The organism is uncultured Roseobacter sp., assembly GCF_947491795.1.
Taxonomy (GTDB): domain Bacteria; phylum Pseudomonadota; class Alphaproteobacteria; order Rhodobacterales; family Rhodobacteraceae; genus Roseobacter.
Map to the genome: position 1 here is coordinate 153,961 of NZ_CANLKW010000002.1, position 17,621 is coordinate 171,581.

The window sequence follows — 17,621 nt, forward strand, 5'->3', positions numbered from 1 at the left end:
GCGTTTTCCTTTAAACGATTGTGTGTCCGGCAGCCCGCAGCCGCCGTGCAATTTCTGCAATATGTCCGGGGCTGACCTCACAGCAGCCGCCGACGATAGTGGCACCCTTGCCAACCCATTCCATGACGTACCCGGCATAGGCGCGCGGCCCCATGTCCCGCCGCATGCGCAGCGCATCGACCGTCGGTTTTGATTTCAGGAAATCATCGGTGATCTTCTCGAATGCATTGGCATAGCCACCAAACGGCCTGCCAAATTCCTGCACAATACCCAGGCCCAGCGTAACAGCCTCCGGGGCCGAGCAGTTGATCAGGACGGCATCCGCAGTCTCGGCCACTTCACGGGCTGCCGCGACCGGTTCACCGGACCGCAGCAGGGTTCCATCCGTGTCTGACACCGTCAGCGACAGCCACACCGGCAGATCGGTGGTCCGCGCCGCGGCCAGCGCGTCGCGGGCATGCGCCACGCTGGATACGGTTTCCAGGATGATCAGATCGCAGTGCCCTTCCAGCTGCCGGACCACTTCTGTAAAAACCGGCACCGCGACCTCCGGGGCCGGATGCAGATCGGGTCTGTAGCTCGCGCCCAGCGGTCCGATGGACCCGGCAATCCGGCCCGATCCGTTGGCATCGCGCGCGTCATGCGCCTCTTTCAGGGCGGCGGCATGCAATTCGACAAACTGCGCCTCCATACCCGTGCCGTCCAGCCGGTCATGGTGGATGGCATAGGTGTTGGTCGTGGCAATACTCGCCCCTGCGTCAAAGAAATCCGCATGGATGCGGCCAACAAGGCCCGGGTGATCAATCATCACCTGCGTGGACCACAGCGGCGTCGGGCGGTCACCGGCGCGGTGCACCAGTTCCTGCCCCATGCCACCATCGAGAAGCGTGATATCCATCAGGCGCGGATCCTTTCGTTGGCCGGATCCCAGAGCGGCTGATCTTCCTGAACGACCGCCGTACGGCGCTTGCCAAAGATCTCAACCTCGACCTCGGTGCCAGCCACCGTCAGGTCTTTGCGCAGCATGCCAAGGGCGATGGATTTGTTCACCCGGTAACCCCAGTCGCCCGAGGTGGTCTCACCCACGACCTCACCATTGTGATAGATCGGGGCCATATAGGGCGCGTCCTGGTCACCGGCATCCACAACCAGCGTCACGAACTGCTTTTTCACGCCCTGCTGCTTTTCATTCAGCAGCGCTTGTTTTCCGGGGAAGTCCTGCGGTTTGTCGAACCGGATGAACCGCTCCATACCGCCTTCCAGCAGCGAATAATCCGTCGACAGGTCACCCTTCCAGGCGCGATAGCCCTTTTCGATGCGCATGGAGTTCAGCGCGAACATCCCAAAGGGCACAGCCCCTCCGCCACGCACGGCGTCATAAAGGGCGGGGATGGCGTCGTTGGTTGCATGGATTTCCCAGCCAAGCTCACCGGCAAAAGAGACCCGCGCCAGCATACAGTCGAGACCGGCAACTTTTGCGGGCTGAATGGACAGCCAGCTGGCACTCAGGTCTGCCTCCGTGCCCATGCTTTCAAACAGCGCACGCGCTTCGGGGCCGGTGACGATCAGCGTGCTGACTTCGGTCGTGTGATCCGTCAGGCTCAGCCCTTCAGGCAGATCTTTGCTCAGAACTTCAAAATCATGCCACTGCGCCGGGGCGGCGGTGATCAGCGTGAATTTATCCTCGCCGTGACGCATGACAGACATCTCGGTCAGGATGCGCCCGCGGCTGTCCGGGAAATACGCGAGGTTCATGCGGCCCGCTTTGGGCAGTGCACCTGCAATCATGCCGCGCAGGTATTCCGCAGCCCCCGCGCCCGACAGGTTGAACCGGGAAAAGCCGGGCAGGTCCAGCACGCCAACACCATCGCGCACCGCCTCGACCTCTTCTTTCACGCGCTGTGTCCAGGGGCCCTGGCGGCCCCATGTGTGCGTCGCCTCTTCCGAGGTGTCATCGCCCGGTTTCGCAAACCAGTTGGCGCGTTCCCAGCCGTTATAGGCCCCCATCTGACCGCCCTGCGCGCGGATTTTCGCATCCACCGGCGACAGTTTCTTGTCGCGGCCTGCGGGCCATTCGTGATGCGGGAAATGCATGGCGTATTCGTGGCCATAGGTTTCCAGCGCCTTGGACAGGCAATAGTCGTGATCGGCATAGTCGGTGTAGCGGCGCGGATCGACGGCCCACATATCCAGCTCGGTCTCACCATGCATGACCCATTCCGACAGCACCTTGCCCGCGCCGCCGCCCTGGGCGATGCCAAAGGTAAAGGAATGCCCCTCGAACGCGTTCTTCACACCTGGCATCGGGCCGATCATCGGCAGACCATCGGGCGCATAGGGAATGGGCCCGTTGATATTGCGCCCCACACCCGAGGTGCCCAGCAGCGGCATCCGCTCCATCGCGTCCTCGATGTAGAATTCCAGCCGCTCCAGATCATCCGGATACAGCTGGAAGGAGAAGTCTTCAGGCATCGGATCATCCGGTGTGACCCAGTGCGCCTTGCAGTTCCGCTCATAGGGGCCAAGGTTCAGGCCGGTTTTCTCCTGGCGCAGATAGTAAGAGATATCCACGTCGCGGATCATCGCGACCTTCTTGCCGTTCTCCTTTGTCCAGGCTTCCAGCTCGGCGATCGGCTCTGTCAGGAAATACTGGTGCGACATCACAACCATCGGCACGGTGCGTCCGCCAAAGGGTTTGAACATCTCGCCCACGCGCTGCGCATAATACCCCGCACAGTTCACAACCTTTTCACAGCGGATGTCGCCTTTTTCGGTTTTCACGATCCATTCGTCGCCATCACGGTCGATACCTGTGACGGGGCAGAACCGCTCAATCCGTCCACCGGCATCGCGCGCGCCCTTGGCCAGGGCCTGGGTCAGCTGCGCGGGGTCAATGTCGCCATCCAGCGGGTCCCACATGCCGCCCGCCAGATCGTGCGTGGACATAAAGGGGTTGTACTGCAGCAGTTCCTCGGGTGTGCAGATGTCCATCTGCAGACCCTGCGCGTGGCCCATGGCAGCCACTTTCTCGAACTCCTGCATCCGCTCTTTGGAATGCGCCAGACGCACCGCACCGGTGACGTGGTAGTTCATCGGATAATCCACATCCTCGCCCAGCGTCCGGTACATCGACGCCGAATAGCGCTGCATGTTCATCACCGCCCAGGATCCGGCAAAGTTCGGCACGTTACCCGCCGCATGCCAGGTCGACCCGGCGGTCAGTTCGTTCTTTTCGACCAGCACACAGTCTTTCCAGCCCGCTTTGGCCAGGTGATAGAGGGTCGAGGTGCCGACGACCCCGCCGCCGATGATGACCACGCGGGCCGTTGTTGGAAAATCTGCCATGGTTTAGGTCTCCCTTTGCGGCTCTTCGGCCGAGATTGTGTAGTAGTCGCCTTTGGTGGCGGTATGGATATGGCCGCGCAGGTGCAGCCCGGTCGGTCCGTCAATCGAACCGGTTGAAAAACAGGTAAAGCTCTCGTCCTCATGATCCCAGAAGAGCGCCGAGCCGCAGGTCGGGCAAAAGCCGCGCCGCGCCTTGTCAGACGATTGGAACCAGCGCACCTCCCCGGTGATCTCCAGATCGCCGTCTTCCACATAAGAGGACGCCCAGACATGGCCCGACTGTTTGCGGCACTGATTGCAGTGGCAGGCCGCAGGCGCGCCGGGCGTTCCCCGCGCCACATAGGTGACGGCACCGCACAGACAGCTTCCTTTGATCATGACGCCCTCCCCGGGGTCGAGGCAGCCCCCAGCAACACCCCATAGATCACGAAACAGGCCGCCAGTACGCGGCGCACCCAGACATTGAACACGGCCCCCAGTGCGGCACGCCCCAGACCAGCCCCCAGGGCAGTAAAACCGGTGTAGCTCAGCGCGGTCAGGGTCAGCGCGGTCGGGACAATCACAAGCATCTGCTGCATCACCGGCACGTCCGGCTGCACGAACTGCGAAAAGGCCGCCAGATACCCGGCCACGCTTTTGGGGTTGATCGTCGCGATGGCCAGCGCCCGCATATAAACAGACCGCGCGGGCCGGGGCACCAGCGTGACGGGCTTTGCCGCATTCATCCAGCCGCGCACACCCATCCAGATCAGAAACCCGGCCCCGACCAGTTTGGCCACGAAAAACCCCGCAGGCGAGGCCGCAATCAGCGCCGTGATGCCAAAGGCCGACAGCGCCAGAAACAAACCGGCCTGGGTCATGATGCCCAGCACCCCCACCAGCGACTGCCGGAACCCCAGCGTCATACCGTTGTTGATGCAGTTCACCGCGTTGGGTCCGGGCGTCGTGACAAAGACGATCCAGAACAGCGCGAAAATGCTCCAGGCCTCAAAACTCATCGCTCAGTACACCGGCGGGGCGATCACCCAGATCGCTTCTGCAGGTTCCGCATAGGGGTTTGACCAGCGAAAGGGCTCGCCCCGGATGCGGAAACTGTCGCCCGGCCCCACCGTATGCGCGCGCCCGGCGATCCACAGATCGAGCTGTCCGGAAATCAGATACCCGACTTCCTGCGTGGGGCGCGTCACGGTTTCCTCGATCCGGCTGGCGGGCTGAAAGGTGGAATGCACCATCTCAAAGTCATCCGTCAGATCCGGCGAGAGCAGTTCCTCCACCAGCCCCGCAACCGATGACCCGATGGTGCGACGCGCGCTGCGGCGCACAATATGCCCGACCTCATGCGCGGGGGCAGCGCCATGCCGGAACAGCATCGAGACCGACACGCCCAGCACTGCCGCCAGCCTGCGCAGATCAGAGATTGACGGCTCGGATTTATCGCGCTCCACCTGGCTCAGCCAGCCCACAGACCTGCCCAGCTGTTCCGCAAGATCGCTCAGCGTCAGCCCCCGGGCTTTTCTCAGCGCCCGAAGGTCTGCACCCAGAGTATGCGGTTGAGACGGCAGATCGTGTCGCATGGCATCCGTGAAAAAATTCGCTCTTTTTTCACGTTAACGATTCTGGTGAAAAAATCAAAGGGATTTTCACCACCCGGACGGCCCCTGCGTCCGCTGTGTTAACCCCGCCTGTTTCGGTGCAGAACACCGACGTAATACCGACGTTTTACCGACGTGAAACCGACGTCGGATTTTTCATAAAAATATGGCGTTAACGGGCGATTCGCGGGTTTTCACTGCCGGGCGAACACCGACGTCAGAATCCGCGTCAGTCCGGTGGCATCGGCGGGCGTGAAAGCATCCGGCTGATCGCTGTCGATATCAAAGACCGCGATGACCTCTCCTGCACCGTTGCGCACCGGCAAAACCAGCTCTGACCGTGTGGAACTGGCACAGGCAATATGTCCGGGAAAAGCATCCACATCCGCAACCAGCTGCACCTCGCCCGTGCGCGCCGCGGCACCGCAGACCCCCCGGTCAAACGGGATGACCAGACAGCCATGACCGCCCTGGTAGGGGCCGATTTTCAGCAGCCCGGGTTCAGTGACACGGTAGAACCCCGTCCAGTCAAACCGGTCATCCGAATGGTGTACTTCGCAGGCCATGGTAGCCATCAGCGCGATGGTATCTGTCTCATCCTCGGTCAGTGACGCGATGGTTCTGGCCAGGGCTTCATAATCGGCAGAAAGGGCCCGCATCAGACACGCTCAACCGCGATGGCCGTGCCCTCGCCGCCACCAATACAGATCGCCGCGACGCCGCGTTTCAGCCCACGTTTTTCCAATGCATTCAACAGGGTGACAATGATCCGGGCACCCGAGGCACCGATCGGATGGCCCAGCGCACAGGCGCCCCCGTTCACATTGACGATGCTGTGGTCGATCTGCATTTCACGCATGAAAGCCAGCGGTACGACAGCAAAGGCCTCGTTCACCTCCCACAGATCCACACTGTCTTTGTCCCAGCCGATCCGCGCCAGCAGCTTTTGCGCCGCAGGTACCGGGGCCGTCGTAAAAAGACCGGGCGCCTGCGCATGACTGGCATGCCCGCAGATCCGCGCACGGACGTTCAGGTTCCGCGTGCCGGCCACTTCGGCAGAAGCCAGAACAAGGGCCGCAGCACCATCCGAAATGGACGACGCATTGGCCGCCGTCACCGTGCCCCCGTCGCGAAAGGCCGGTTTCAGATGGGGGATTTTCTCGGGCCGGGCCGTCCCCGGCTGTTCATCGGCGGCAACCGTCACGGCTCCTTTGCGACCCGGGGCGTTCACGGGCACAACTTCACCGTCAAATGCACCCGTTTCAATCGCTGCCTGCGCGCGCGCGAGAGAGGCCAGCGCATAGTCATCCTGGACCGCGCGCGTAAACTGGAAGGCCTCTGCACAGTCCTCGGCAAACGTGCCCATCAACCGGCCCTTGTCATAGGCGTCCTCCAACCCGTCAAGGAACATATGATCCACGACCTGCCCGTGGCCCAGCCGCGCGCCCTCCCGCATTTTTGGCAATAAATACGGGGCGTTGGTCATGCTCTCCATGCCACCGGCGATCATGGTTTCTGCCTGCCCCAGCGCGATCTGGTCAAAGGCCATCATGGCCGCTTTCATACCCGAGCCGCACATCTTGTTCAGCGTGGTTGCCGGGACGTCCTCGCCCAGACCTGCGTGAAACCCCGCCTGGCGGGCCGGCGCCTGCCCCTGGCCTGCGGGCAGAACGCACCCCATCAGGACCTCGTCCACTGTTTCGACGCCCGACTGTGTCAGGGCTGCCGAAATGGCACTGCCGCCAAGCTCCGCTGCAGAAAGAACTGATAGTGCCCCCTGAAATCCACCCATCGGCGTCCGGGCAGCACCGGCTATGACCACGTCGCGCATCACATATCCTCCTGAGAAACCTAAAGGGTTTCGTAAACTTTCGCGGCTAACGTCCGGCGGGTTAACCCTCTTCGAGGACTAATTTATGGAACTCTCGACCAAAACAGAAGAGCAGTTGCGCATCGTATCCGTGCAGGATTCACGTATTGATGCATCAGTGGCTCTTGAATTCAAGGACGCGATGCGTTCGGAAACCGACGGCGGGCCGGATCTGGTTGTACTGGACCTCAGCAATGTGGAGTTTATCGATTCCAGCGGGCTGGGTGCCATCGTTGCCGCCATGAAGAACATGGGCGCGGATCGCAAGCTCGCTCTGGCGGGTCTGACACCAACTGTTCAGCGTGTTTTCCAGCTGACGCGGATGGACTCCGTTTTCAGTGTTTTCCCTACGCTTGACGGTGCACTGGCCGAATTGCGCGGCTGACGGACTTACGAAAAGGACGGAGCGAATGGCCCCGGCACTCCTGCCCCCTTTTGAACTATCGATCACCAGCGGTGAGCTGGCTGTCAGGGAGGCCCTTGGCAGGTTCATCGCGGCACTCAGCCCGATCAGTCTTGAGGTTGAGGAAACCGGCACCGTTGAACTCGTCATGGCAGAAGTCCTCAACAACATTGTGGAACATGCCTATCCCGACGCGACAAAACCCGGCCCGATCGATATCCGGTGCGCGCACAAGGCAGACGGTCTGCATGTGAGCATTACCGATGCCGGGCTTGCGATGCCCGATGGCAAGCTGCCTCTGGGCGAGCCCGTTTCTGTGGATGTCGCTCTGGATGATCTGCCCGAAGGCGGATTTGGCTGGTTCCTTATTCAGGACCTCGCCAAGGACGTGCACTATGCCCGCAACAGTCACCAGAATCGTCTGACAATGCGCCTGCCTGTCGGCATGACAGGGTAAACGCGGATTAAGTCCTGTGGCACCAGGCCTTATTTTTTTCGCAAAGAGTCCCCAAACGAACATACGAGCATCATAATGCGGCCTTGATCGGCGGGCATACCTGTTCTTGTAGCTGCAAATAGCTTCCCTCGGCGCCGCGTCTAATAGCCCCCACCCAGTGCGCGGCGTCGAGGACTTCTCCCCCAGATCAACTCTTTGTTCCGTGGACATCTCGCCAGCGCGCACTAATGTGCCGTGAGCCGGACACAAAGAGGATTTCCCATGCGCGACTTTCATTTTCCAGGGCGATCCCCTGTTCTTGCAACAAATGGAATGTGCGCAACTTCTCATCCTCTGGCTGCGAAAGTTGCAGTGAATATTCTGGAACGCGGCGGCAATGCAATGGACGCGGCCGTTTCTGCTGCCGTACTTCTGGGCATCTGCGAACCTCAGATGACCGGAATAGGTGGCGACTGCTTTGTTCTGTGGTCAGACGGCCCGGAGAGCGAAATCCAGGCGCTCAACGGATCAGGGCGTGCACCAGCCGGTGCGGATGCTGCACTTCTCAGAGCGGCGGGAGAGTCCAAAGTACCTGTAAACAGCGCACATGCTGTGACGATCCCCGGAGCCATTGATGCATTCTGCCATCTTGCCGAAAACCACGGAAAACTGGGGCTCGCCGATCTGCTGGAACCGGCGATCCGCTACGCCGAAGCGGGAATTCCTGTTGCCGACCGCGTTGCATTTGACTGGTCACGCGACGCCTGGGTGCTGCAGGGCAAGGCCCGGGACTGCTATCTGATCAACGGCTCCGTGCCCAAAGGCGGCGAGCTTTTTGCTGCCCCAGGCCAGGCAAAGGTTCTGCGTGCCATCGCCAAGGACGGGCGCGACGCTTTTTACACAGGCGAAGTTGCAGAAGACATGGTGACCGCGCTGCAGGCGCTTGGCGGTACACATACGCTGGATGACTTTGCGGCTGTCGCCTGCACGCCGACGACTCCTCTCTCCGGCACATATGGAGATCTCGAAGTCGTCGAGCATCCGCCGAATGGCCATGGTGCAACCGCGATCCTGATGATGAATATCCTGTCGCAGTTCGATATCGCGGCGATGGACGCTCTGGGCACGCAGCGCACGCATATCGAGGCCGAAGCCGCAAAGCTTGCTTATGATACCCGCAACCGCTTTCTGGCGGATGCAGATCACATGACGCGGCTGGATCATATGCTCAGCATGGACACCGCAAAAAACCTTGCTGCTCTGATCAACCCCAGACAGGCAATGGCATCGGCCACGACGATCAGCGAAACCGTTCACAAAGACACGATTTACATCACCGTGGTCGACCGCGACGGCATGTCTGTGTCCCTCATCTATTCCATTTTCAACGGGTTCGGGTCCGGGATTGCGTCCGACAAATTCGGCATTCTGCTGCAAAACCGCGGGGCCGGCTTTACCCTTGAAGAAGGCCACCCCAACGAAATGAAAGGGGGCAAACGCCCGCTTCATACCATTATTCCCGGAATGGTGCGCAAAAACGGGCGTGTAATCATGCCGTTTGGGGTGATGGGCGGTGCATACCAGCCGAACGGCCATGCGCGCTTTGCCAGCAATCTGGCCGATTTCGGGATGGATCCGCAGGCTGCGATCGACGCGCCGCGGTCGTTCTCGGATCAGGGTGATATGAAGGTTGAGCGTGGTTACAGCGATACAGTGCGCCAGGAACTGTCAGATATGGGTCACAACGTCAGCATCCCCGACACAGCAATCGGTGGCGCTCAGGCCATTCTTCTCCGCGACGATGGTGTACTGGAAGGTGCCAGTGACCCGCGCAAAGACGGATGCGCCTTGGGCTACTGAACGCGCGTGTCAGTTCATCTGAAAGTGCAGCGGATAGGCGCCGTTCTGGAACGGACCAAAGAGGTCAGGGATATCCGGGTGGTCCACAGGCTCCCCGGAATAATCCGCCACAAGGTTCTGTTCCGAGACATAAGCCACGTAATAGCTCTGCTCATTCTCGGCCAGCAGATGGTAAAACGGCTGTTCTTTGGCAGGGCGGCTGTCTTCGGGAATGGCTTCATACCATTCATCGGTATTGGCAAATTCAGGATCCACGTCAAAGATCACGCCCCGGAAGGGATGCTTCCGGTGCCGGACAATCTGTCCAAGGTGATATTTCGCGCGTGTTCTGATCATAACATTGCAGGGCCTATCGTCCGTTAGTAAACGGTTCAATAGCTAATTGTCCATTTACAGGACGTCAATTTCGGGAAACAGATTGTGAACCTTGCGCTGACAGTGCTCGAAATTGTAGCTCCCGTCTTTCTGTTGGCGGCCGTTGGCTACGCCTGGGTAAAGTGTGGTCTGGAGTACAGGCTGCAGTTTGTAACGCAGCTCGCAATGTCCCTTTCCCTGCCCTGCCTGATCTTTGTTTCGCTTATGGAAACAAAGATTGACGTCGCCGCTCTGACAGCGCTCTCTCTGGCCTCGGCGGTTGCCTATGGCATTCTGACTGTTGTTGTTCTGGCACTGGTCGCCCTTTTGCGGATCGAACACCGGACGTACACAAGCCCGCTGATCTTTGGCAACACCGGCAATCTGGGTCTGCCGCTGGCTCTTTTCGCCTTTGGCGCCGAAGGGTTGAGCTATGCGATTATTGTGTTCGCGGTCATGCTGATCTGGAACTTCACCTTTGGTATCTGGATGGTCGCGGGCCAGGGATCACTCCTGAAAATCCTGCGTGAGCCCCTGTTCGGTGGGACAGTTCTGGGCCTGCTTTTCATGTGGCAGGGCTGGCAGACGCCTGTTTTTCTGACCAATACGCTGAACCTCATCGGGCAGATTGGCATTCCGCTCATGCTGATAACGCTCGGCGTGGCAGTCGCACGGCTGAAGGCCGGTGGCATGGTGCGGGCCGTTGCCCTGAGTGCCGTGAAACTGGCCCTGTGCACGGGCGTTGCGTGGGCGGCCGCCAGCTGGTTTGATCTCGGGCCTGTAGCCTTTGGCGTTCTGGTGCTGCAGGTGGCAACTCCGGTTGCCGTGACATCCTATATGCTGGCGGAAAAATACGGGGCCAAAGCCGAGGAAGTGGCCGGTCTCGTTGTCGCCTCAACGCTCATGTCGGTTGCATCGCTGCCTGTTTTGCTGGCTTTTTTGTTATAGAAAACAGGATTTCCCTGAGCAGGGTTTTCGGGTACAGTCGACTCAATAAAAATATATAAAAAGCGAGAGGCAGATGAGCAGAACTCTTCGCGCATTAGGACTGGTATTGCTGGTTGCTTCCTGTGGAGGTGGCCAGTCCTCGGCACCGCGTAATCTGGACAACGCGTGCCGGCTGGTTCAGGAGCGCCCGCAGTACATGAAAGCTTTCCGTGCAACGGAACGCAAATGGGGTGTGCCCGTGCACGTCCAGATGGCCACCATCCACCAGGAAAGCCGGTTCGTCGCGAATGCGCGCACACCGCACAGATATGCCCTGGGCGTCATACCGGTGGGCCGCCAGTCCAGCGCCTATGGATATGCCCAGGCACTTGACGGCACGTGGAAAGATTACCAGCGCGCGACGGGAAAACGCTTTGCGCGACGGGACCGGATCAAAGACGCCAGCGACTTTATGGGCTGGTACATGAACATCAGTCGTGAACGGAACGGTATTCCGCTCTATGACACGCGCAACCAGTATCTGGCGTATCACGAAGGGCATACAGGCTATGCACGGGGGTCTTACAACCGCAAATCCTGGCTGCTGAATGTGGCCGGCAGGGTTGATGCGCGTGCGGACACCTATCAGGCACAGCTTGCCGGTTGCCGGGCTGCGCGCTGACGGATCAGCGGTCGCGCTCTTTCAGGGCGCGGCCCGCGTCAAACAGGCTGGATGACAGGGATATTCCTGTCTCGAACTCTCCCAGAATAACCGTGGTCGTGCCGCCGTTGGCGTCGTTGACAGTCCACTGGCGCAACTGGACCGGATTGTCGGTAAAACTCATCTGGATGTTGCCATACTCCGGATTGTCCGGATCCTGGGCCGTCACCACCGTGGCTGTCCCGTCAAAACTGTGGTCAGTTACCATGCGCGCCTGAGCAAGATTGATGTTCCGCGCGAGGATCAGTGACAGCGGCGTGCGGCGCAGCGGATAGCTTTCCGGCGGCAGGTTCGATTTCTTATCAATAATGACTACTGCGTTTGCCTCGGCGATCACCAGCGCCTGTTCAGGCGGGTTGTATTCAAACCGCATTCGGCCCGGTCGTCGGATATACAACTGCCCCGTGCTCAGCGATCCGTCGTCGTTGATCTGTGTGAAACTGCCCTGAGCCGTTTTCAGTGCGTTCAGATAGTTGGAAATCGCGTTCAGCGACAGCTGATCCGCCTGCGCAGGTCCCAGCGCGGCAAAGGCCAGTACAAACCCAAGAACACTTCGTCTGATCACCTTCATCACAAGCACCTCACTGCGTCGTTGCCTGCAATATCATCTAGGGCGCAGGCCGGTGTTATGCGATAGCAAACACCGGCATAAGCGGAAAAGTTCCCTGATTTCAGCCCTGTTCAGGTACGAGAATCTCACGTTTGCCCACGTGATTGGCCGGCGATACCAGACCCTGCTCTTCCATCTGCTCTACAAGGCGCGCGGCCTTGTTATACCCGATGGCCAGTTTGCGCTGAATGTAGCTTGTGGAACACTTGCGGTCCTTGATGACGACCTGGACCGCCGTGTCATAAAGCGCATCCTCGCCGTCTGTGTTTCCGCCAAGGCCCAGAACGGCATCGATGTTGCTTTCCGCATCTTCAGACGGCCCTTCGACAACGCCTTTGATGTAGTCCGGCTCTCCATAGGCTTTGAGGTGGTTTACGATCTCCTCAACTTCCTCATCCGAGACAAAAGGACCGTGACACCGGGTGATCTTGGCCCCGCCCGCCATGTAAAGCATGTCGCCCATGCCCAGCAGCTGCTCGGCACCCATCTCGCCCAGAATGGTACGGCTGTCGATTTTCGAGGTGACCTGGAAAGAAATCCGCGTGGGGAAGTTGGCTTTGATCGTACCGGTGATCACGTCCACCGACGGGCGCTGCGTCGCCATGATCAGGTGAATGCCCGAGGCACGCGCCATCTGTGCCAGACGCTGAATGCAGGCTTCGATTTCCTTGCCCGCGACCATCATCAGATCGGCCATCTCATCCACAATGACGACGATATAGGGCAGCGTTTCGGGTGTGTTTTCTTCCGTCTCGAACACAGGCTCGCCGGTGTCCTCATCAAATCCGGTCTGAACTGTCCGGCTGAACATCTCGCCCTTTGAGAGCGCTTCACGGACGCGACCGTTGAAACCTTCGATGTTCCGCACGCCCATTTTGGACATCTTGCGGTACCGCTCTTCCATTTCGCCCACGACCCATTTCAGCGCAACAACCGCTTTTTTGGGATCTGTTACAACAGGGCTGAGCAGATGCGGAATACCGTCATAAACGCTGAGTTCCAGCATTTTGGGGTCGATCATGATCATGCGGCACTCTTCAGGCGTGAGCTTGTAGAGAAGCGAAAGGATCATCGTGTTGATCGCAACCGATTTACCCGAACCCGTTGTACCGGCAATCAGCAGGTGGGGCATTTTGGCCAGGTTGGCCACGACAGGGTCACCGCCAATGTCCTTGCCCAGGGCCAGTGGCAGCCGCTGATTGCTGTCGCCGAAATCGCGTGCCGACAGGATTTCGCGCAGGACAACTTTCTCGCGGCTCTCATTGGGCAGCTCAATGCCGATCACGGACCGCCCGGGCACAGTAGAGACGCGCGCCGAAAGGGCGGCCATTGATCGCGCGATGTCATCCGCCAGACCGATTACACGGCTGGCCTTCAAACCCGGTGCAGGCTCCAGTTCGTACATTGTGACAACAGGGCCGGGGCGCACCGCAACAATCTCGCCCTTCACCCCATAGTCATCCAGCACAGATTCAAGCATGCGGGCATTTTCTTCCAGCGCTTCTTCGCTCAGATGCAGACGGGGAACTTCAACGGGGTTTTCCAGCAGGTTGAGTGGTGGCAGCTCAAAACCGGGGTGCGTTTCATCAAACGACAGAGCCGGCTGCGCCTCTGCCTGTGCCCGGCGGGAGGGCTGGACAGGTTTGCGCGCAGGCTGCTGCACAACGCGGCGCGGCTCTGCAACCGGGATTTCAGGTGTCTGAAGGGGTGGCTCTTCGGTGAATTCTGCAATGTCTTCGTCAAACACCGGTGCGGGCGGCACGGCATTTCCACCACTCGTCAGCGGCGGCTCGGCCCGCAGACCGGTGGTGTCCAGAACCAGCGGGTCGGGCCCGCGTCCGCGGCCTCTGGTCAGCGGTGCCGTCGTTGGCGTATGCACGGCGGTTCCGGACCTGACACGTGATTTGATCACATCAGCGATACGGGCCTTGATCCGATCTTCGCCAGGGGCGTCCACGTCGTCGGTAAAGTCTCCGGCATCCACCAGTTCCTGTTCGGGCATCACATCAGAGCGCCGCACAAGACCCGGCATTTTGGAAAAGATACCTGGTTTGCTGATTTCCGGCTCACGGAATGCAGGTTTTGCCGGGGGAGGCGCAATTTCAGTCGCCTGTTCAGCAGCTTCGCGTGCACGCGCACGACGGTCGGCCGCACGGGCAGATACAAGCTGGGCTGCATTGATGGTGCTGCTGGCACTCATTCCCAGCAGAGCCCTGATGCCAGCATAGACCATAATCAGCCCCAGCAGCAGAAAGCGCCCGATCCGCTTCAGCTCATCCCGGGTAAAGCCCAGAACAAATGCGCCCAGTGCCAGAATACCCAGCGCCATTAGGAAAGACATCAGTTTGACCGTCACAACCGATCCGATGGGCAGCAGCGTCAGCAATGCCCCCATGACCGTATCGCCAAAGAGACCGCCCAGACCAAAGCTGTGCGTGTCGAGCCAGTTGCCCGCAGGCGTCAGGGTTGCAGCATAAATCGAGCCCGCAGCGATGGCGATCGGTGCAAAAATCAGACGGCCCACGGCCCGTTCAGCGCCGGTATGCAGGGCGAAACGCAGCCCCCAGGCGAGCAGAACGATCCCCAGACCCCAGGAACCCCAGCCGACAATCATGAACAGCGGTGCCGCTATCGACGCCCCGGTCCGGCCCATCCAGTTTTGAGTCTGCGCATCGGTGGAGACCATCCAGTTTGGATCATCCGGCGTGTAAGAGGCGATCATCGCGCAGGCCATCAGCCCCAGAGCAATCAGAACAAGCCCGAAAAGCTCCCTGCCCCGTTTTTCCATCGCCTGGGCCATGTTGCTGTCCAGAAGCGGATCGCGCCCTTTTGTCTGATATGCCATAGCTCTGATCCCTCGTGCTTTATTGCGGATAGAGGCAATCGCGGATCAGTTCGATCCCGCGCGCCGTTTCCGCTTTTGGAGCCACCATTGCGGCCCTGATATACCCCTGTCCGGGGTTCACCCCGTTCCAGTCCTGCGCTAGGTACCCGCCGGGCAGAACCCGCACGCCTGTTTCGCACCACAGCTTTACCGCTGCTTCTTCATCGTTTCTGACCGGCAGCCACAGGAAAAACCCGGCCTCCGGGCTGGTGTAACCGGGGACATTGCCCAGAATGCGGTCTGCAACTTCGTACTTTTCGACATACATCGCCCGGTTTTCCACGACGTGTTCCTCGTCGTCCCAGACCGCTGCGGACGCCATCTGCACCGGCAAAGGCAAAGGTGAGCCGGCATAGTTTCTCAGCTGCTTGATTTCTTTTATGTTCTTCCCGCCGCTTGCAACAAATCCGGAGCGGAGACCTGGCAGGTTTGAACGCTTCGAGAGCGAGTGGAATATCACCACACGTTCCGGGTCTGCGCCCATTTCGTGCGCCACCTGCAGCGCACCCACAGGTGCCTGGCCACGGTAAATCTCGGAATAGCATTCATCGGCAAAAACGCGGAAATCGTACTGCTCGGCCAGCTCGATCAGATCGCGCCAGTACGCTTCGCTGGCGACTGCCCCCTGCGGATTTGCAGGTGAGCAGATAAACGCAGCCGTAGTCCGGTTCAAAACTTCTTCCGGAAGGCTCCTGTAATCCGGCAGATGGCCATTTTCGGCTGTCGCAGGCACCATGATCGGATCTGCCGCCACGGACAGGGACGCAATCATGTAGACCTGATAGAATGGGTTTGGCATCAGGATTGCGGGTTTCCCGCCTGCCTTGGTCTCGGGGCACAGCGCCATGACCGCATTGTAGAGCCCTTCCCGTGTCCCGTTTAGCGCCATAACGTTGCTTTCAGGATCAAGCGGGACGCCATAGCGCCGCTGCACAAAACCACAGATGGCTGTTTTCAGTGCCGGTGCCGCATCATTCGGAGGATAGCTGTTAAATCCGGCGGCATTCTCGACGATCTTGTCGGTCACCCAGGCTGGAAACGGGTGTTTCGGCTCACCAATTGTCATATGAACCGGCGTGCCGCCACCTTCATGCACGTCTAAAAGAGCGCGCAGACGCGGCCACGCATGAGCCGGAAGGTTCGAAAACCGCTCGGGGTACACCATTATAAAACTGCCTCAGGTCGGGATCATTCGCGTCCCGTTTCCCCCAAAGTACCTAAGGCACTGGCCTGCGTCCAGAAAAACGCGCAGCTAAATCACAATTTGTGGCTTTTAGGCCAGAGCGGCCTCTGCCGCGACCCCGGTGCGCAGCAACGCCTCCTCCTGATCCGGGGCGCCCATCAGCATCAGACCACACCCCGGTGTGCCGGTTGGAAGGCTCAGCGCGCAGAGCCCCATGAGGTTCCCGATGCGTGTATTGCGCAGCGACAGGAGGTTTTCGGTCACATAGTAGTCATGATCCGTATTCAGACGCTCCAGATTTGGCGGCAGGATAGGAGCAGTGGGCAGGATCACGGCATCAAATCCAGCAGTGGTCTTGTCATAGGCCATGCGGGCCGCCTCCAGTGCAGCCCAGGCCGCGACATAGTCCGGGCCGGAATGGTTACGCCCCAGACGGAATCTTTCCAGTATCTCAGCGTACATGGCCTCCGGGTTGGCTTCGATCACATCGCGCCAGAGCCCATAAGCCTCGCACGTGTAAAGACATGTCGTAAGCGCCATCGCGTCAGAGATTTCCGGTATGTGGATACGGCTGATCTGCGCGCCCGCGTTGCCCAGTTTGACAACCGTTTCCTGAAAGGCGCTGAGCGGAACATCCCGCACGTCATCCATTGCAACTGTTTCCAGAACTGCAAACCGCTTGCCCGCGAGCGTGGCACCCGTCAGATCGGCTGGCCTGCCGCCCTCCAGGGCTGCCAGCAGGTGGGCACTGTCCTCGACCGAACGGCACAGAGGCCCCACCGTGTCGAACCTGAGCGCCAGCGGTACAACCCCCTCCAGGCTGAGGCGCCCGGCTGTGGTCTTGAGACCCACCAGATCGTTCCAGGCAGAAGGGATACGTACAGAGCCGCCGGTGTCCGACCCTATGCCAGCTGCGGCCAGATCAAATGCCACCGATGCGGCAGCGCCGGATGAAGAACCACCTGGTACCGCGCCAGGATCGTTTACACAGGGCGGGGTTGCCGTACTTGGATTGTACCCGAGACCTGAAAACGCAAGCTCGCTCATGTGGGTCTTTCCCAGACAGACCAGACCTGCTGCGGTTGCGTTTGCCAGCACCTGCGCATCCCTTTCCGGGACGCGGCCCTGCAGCAACAGCGAGCCTGCTTCTGTGCCCGTTCCGGCAGTATCAAACAGGTCCTTCCAACTGATCGGAACGCCATCCAGCATGGACCGGCGCTGGCCCAGACGCGCGCGTTCTGCTGCTGCGGCGGCTTCGGCCTCTGCCCGGTCTGCGGTCACGCGCGCATATATACGGTCACGCTGGGGGTGTGCGTCGATGGCATCGAGGTAAGTCCGGGTCAGCACCCGCGGGTCGATCTCGCCCGACCCGATACCACGCCCCAGCGCGGTTGCGGTCATTTTCAGCCATTCCTGCATGTCAGAACCCCCGGTAC

17 protein-coding genes are annotated in these 17,621 nt (G+C 59.9%); 5 read left to right on the forward strand and 12 right to left on the reverse strand.

The window, feature by feature from the left end; genetic code table 11:
* Window positions 1-10 precede the first annotated feature (10 nt).
* The 7 genes from Q1A34_RS07545 to Q1A34_RS07575 all read right to left on the reverse strand — a co-directional run bounded on the left by Q1A34_RS07545 (window position 11) and on the right by Q1A34_RS07575 (window position 6,768).
* Complete coding sequence (locus tag Q1A34_RS07545) at window positions 11-901, reverse strand: homocysteine S-methyltransferase family protein (protein WP_300034083.1); 891 nt, start codon at window positions 899-901, stop codon at window positions 11-13.
* Window positions 898-3,345, reverse strand: coding sequence for an FAD-dependent oxidoreductase (locus Q1A34_RS07550; protein ID WP_300032644.1), 2,448 nt, complete (start codon window positions 3,343-3,345; stop codon window positions 898-900). Before Q1A34_RS07550 ends, Q1A34_RS07545 begins: the two co-directional genes overlap by 4 nt.
* Before the next feature lie 3 nt (window positions 3,346-3,348).
* Window positions 3,349-3,723, reverse strand: coding sequence for a GFA family protein (locus tag Q1A34_RS07555; RefSeq protein WP_300032646.1), 375 nt, complete (start codon window positions 3,721-3,723; stop codon window positions 3,349-3,351).
* Window positions 3,720-4,343, reverse strand: coding sequence for a LysE family transporter (locus Q1A34_RS07560; protein WP_300032648.1), 624 nt, complete (start codon window positions 4,341-4,343; stop codon window positions 3,720-3,722). The genes Q1A34_RS07555 and Q1A34_RS07560 overlap by 4 nt, the downstream gene beginning before the upstream one ends.
* A 3-nt stretch (window positions 4,344-4,346) precedes the next feature.
* The gene (locus Q1A34_RS07565) at window positions 4,347-4,919 is read right to left on the reverse strand and encodes a helix-turn-helix domain-containing protein (protein WP_300032650.1); all 573 of its coding nucleotides are present in this window, start codon (window positions 4,917-4,919) and stop codon (window positions 4,347-4,349) included.
* A gap of 212 nt (window positions 4,920-5,131) precedes the next feature.
* Window positions 5,132-5,596: a GAF domain-containing protein gene (locus Q1A34_RS07570; RefSeq protein WP_300032651.1), complete on the reverse strand. Its 465-nt coding sequence runs from the start codon at window positions 5,594-5,596 to the stop codon at window positions 5,132-5,134.
* On the reverse strand, window positions 5,596-6,768 hold the full coding sequence (locus Q1A34_RS07575; RefSeq protein ID WP_300032652.1) for an acetyl-CoA C-acyltransferase: 1,173 nt from the start codon (window positions 6,766-6,768) through the stop codon (window positions 5,596-5,598). The genes Q1A34_RS07570 and Q1A34_RS07575 overlap by 1 nt, the downstream gene beginning before the upstream one ends.
* Before the next feature lie 85 nt (window positions 6,769-6,853).
* On the opposite strand from Q1A34_RS07575, the gene Q1A34_RS07580 reads away from it, so the two are divergent.
* The 3 genes from Q1A34_RS07580 (at window position 6,854) to Q1A34_RS07590 (ending at window position 9,506) form a co-directional block, all read left to right on the forward strand.
* Entirely contained in the window at window positions 6,854-7,192 is a 339-nt protein-coding gene (locus tag Q1A34_RS07580; RefSeq protein ID WP_300032653.1) for an STAS domain-containing protein, read from the forward strand.
* A 25-nt stretch (window positions 7,193-7,217) separates the two neighbouring features.
* Window positions 7,218-7,667, forward strand: a complete 450-nt coding sequence (locus Q1A34_RS07585) for an ATP-binding protein (RefSeq protein ID WP_300032654.1) — start codon at window positions 7,218-7,220, stop codon at window positions 7,665-7,667.
* A 261-nt stretch (window positions 7,668-7,928) separates the two neighbouring features.
* Window positions 7,929-9,506 (forward strand): gamma-glutamyltransferase family protein, encoded by a 1,578-nt coding sequence (locus Q1A34_RS07590; protein WP_300032655.1) that lies wholly within the window; start codon window positions 7,929-7,931, stop codon window positions 9,504-9,506.
* A 9-nt stretch (window positions 9,507-9,515) separates the two neighbouring features.
* Here the strand turns inward: Q1A34_RS07590 and hspQ are convergent, their stop codons facing one another.
* Window positions 9,516-9,842: a heat shock protein HspQ gene (gene hspQ / locus Q1A34_RS07595; protein WP_300032657.1), complete on the reverse strand. Its 327-nt coding sequence runs from the start codon at window positions 9,840-9,842 to the stop codon at window positions 9,516-9,518.
* 84 nt (window positions 9,843-9,926) lie between these two features.
* On the opposite strand from hspQ, the gene Q1A34_RS07600 reads away from it, so the two are divergent.
* Both Q1A34_RS07600 and Q1A34_RS07605 read left to right on the forward strand, forming a co-directional pair.
* Window positions 9,927-10,808: an AEC family transporter gene (locus Q1A34_RS07600; RefSeq protein WP_300032659.1), complete on the forward strand. Its 882-nt coding sequence runs from the start codon at window positions 9,927-9,929 to the stop codon at window positions 10,806-10,808.
* A gap of 73 nt (window positions 10,809-10,881) precedes the next feature.
* Window positions 10,882-11,469 (forward strand): lytic transglycosylase, encoded by a 588-nt coding sequence (locus Q1A34_RS07605; protein ID WP_300032661.1) that lies wholly within the window; start codon window positions 10,882-10,884, stop codon window positions 11,467-11,469.
* Between the two features lie 4 nt (window positions 11,470-11,473).
* Here Q1A34_RS07605 and Q1A34_RS07610 read toward each other — a convergent pair whose 3' ends face one another.
* From Q1A34_RS07610 to Q1A34_RS07625, 4 genes are all read right to left on the reverse strand, one after another.
* Window positions 11,474-12,079: an outer membrane lipoprotein carrier protein LolA gene (locus Q1A34_RS07610; protein ID WP_300032663.1), complete on the reverse strand. Its 606-nt coding sequence runs from the start codon at window positions 12,077-12,079 to the stop codon at window positions 11,474-11,476.
* A 100-nt stretch (window positions 12,080-12,179) separates the two neighbouring features.
* Window positions 12,180-14,963, reverse strand: coding sequence for a DNA translocase FtsK (locus Q1A34_RS07615; RefSeq protein ID WP_300032665.1), 2,784 nt, complete (start codon window positions 14,961-14,963; stop codon window positions 12,180-12,182).
* Between the two features lie 19 nt (window positions 14,964-14,982).
* A complete protein-coding gene (locus Q1A34_RS07620) occupies window positions 14,983-16,167 on the reverse strand; it encodes an aminotransferase class I/II-fold pyridoxal phosphate-dependent enzyme (RefSeq protein ID WP_300032667.1) in 1,185 nt (394 codons plus the stop codon).
* Between the two features lie 108 nt (window positions 16,168-16,275).
* Complete coding sequence (locus Q1A34_RS07625; RefSeq protein WP_300032669.1) at window positions 16,276-17,604, reverse strand: amidase; 1,329 nt, start codon at window positions 17,602-17,604, stop codon at window positions 16,276-16,278.
* Between the last annotated feature and the right edge of the window lie 17 nt (window positions 17,605-17,621).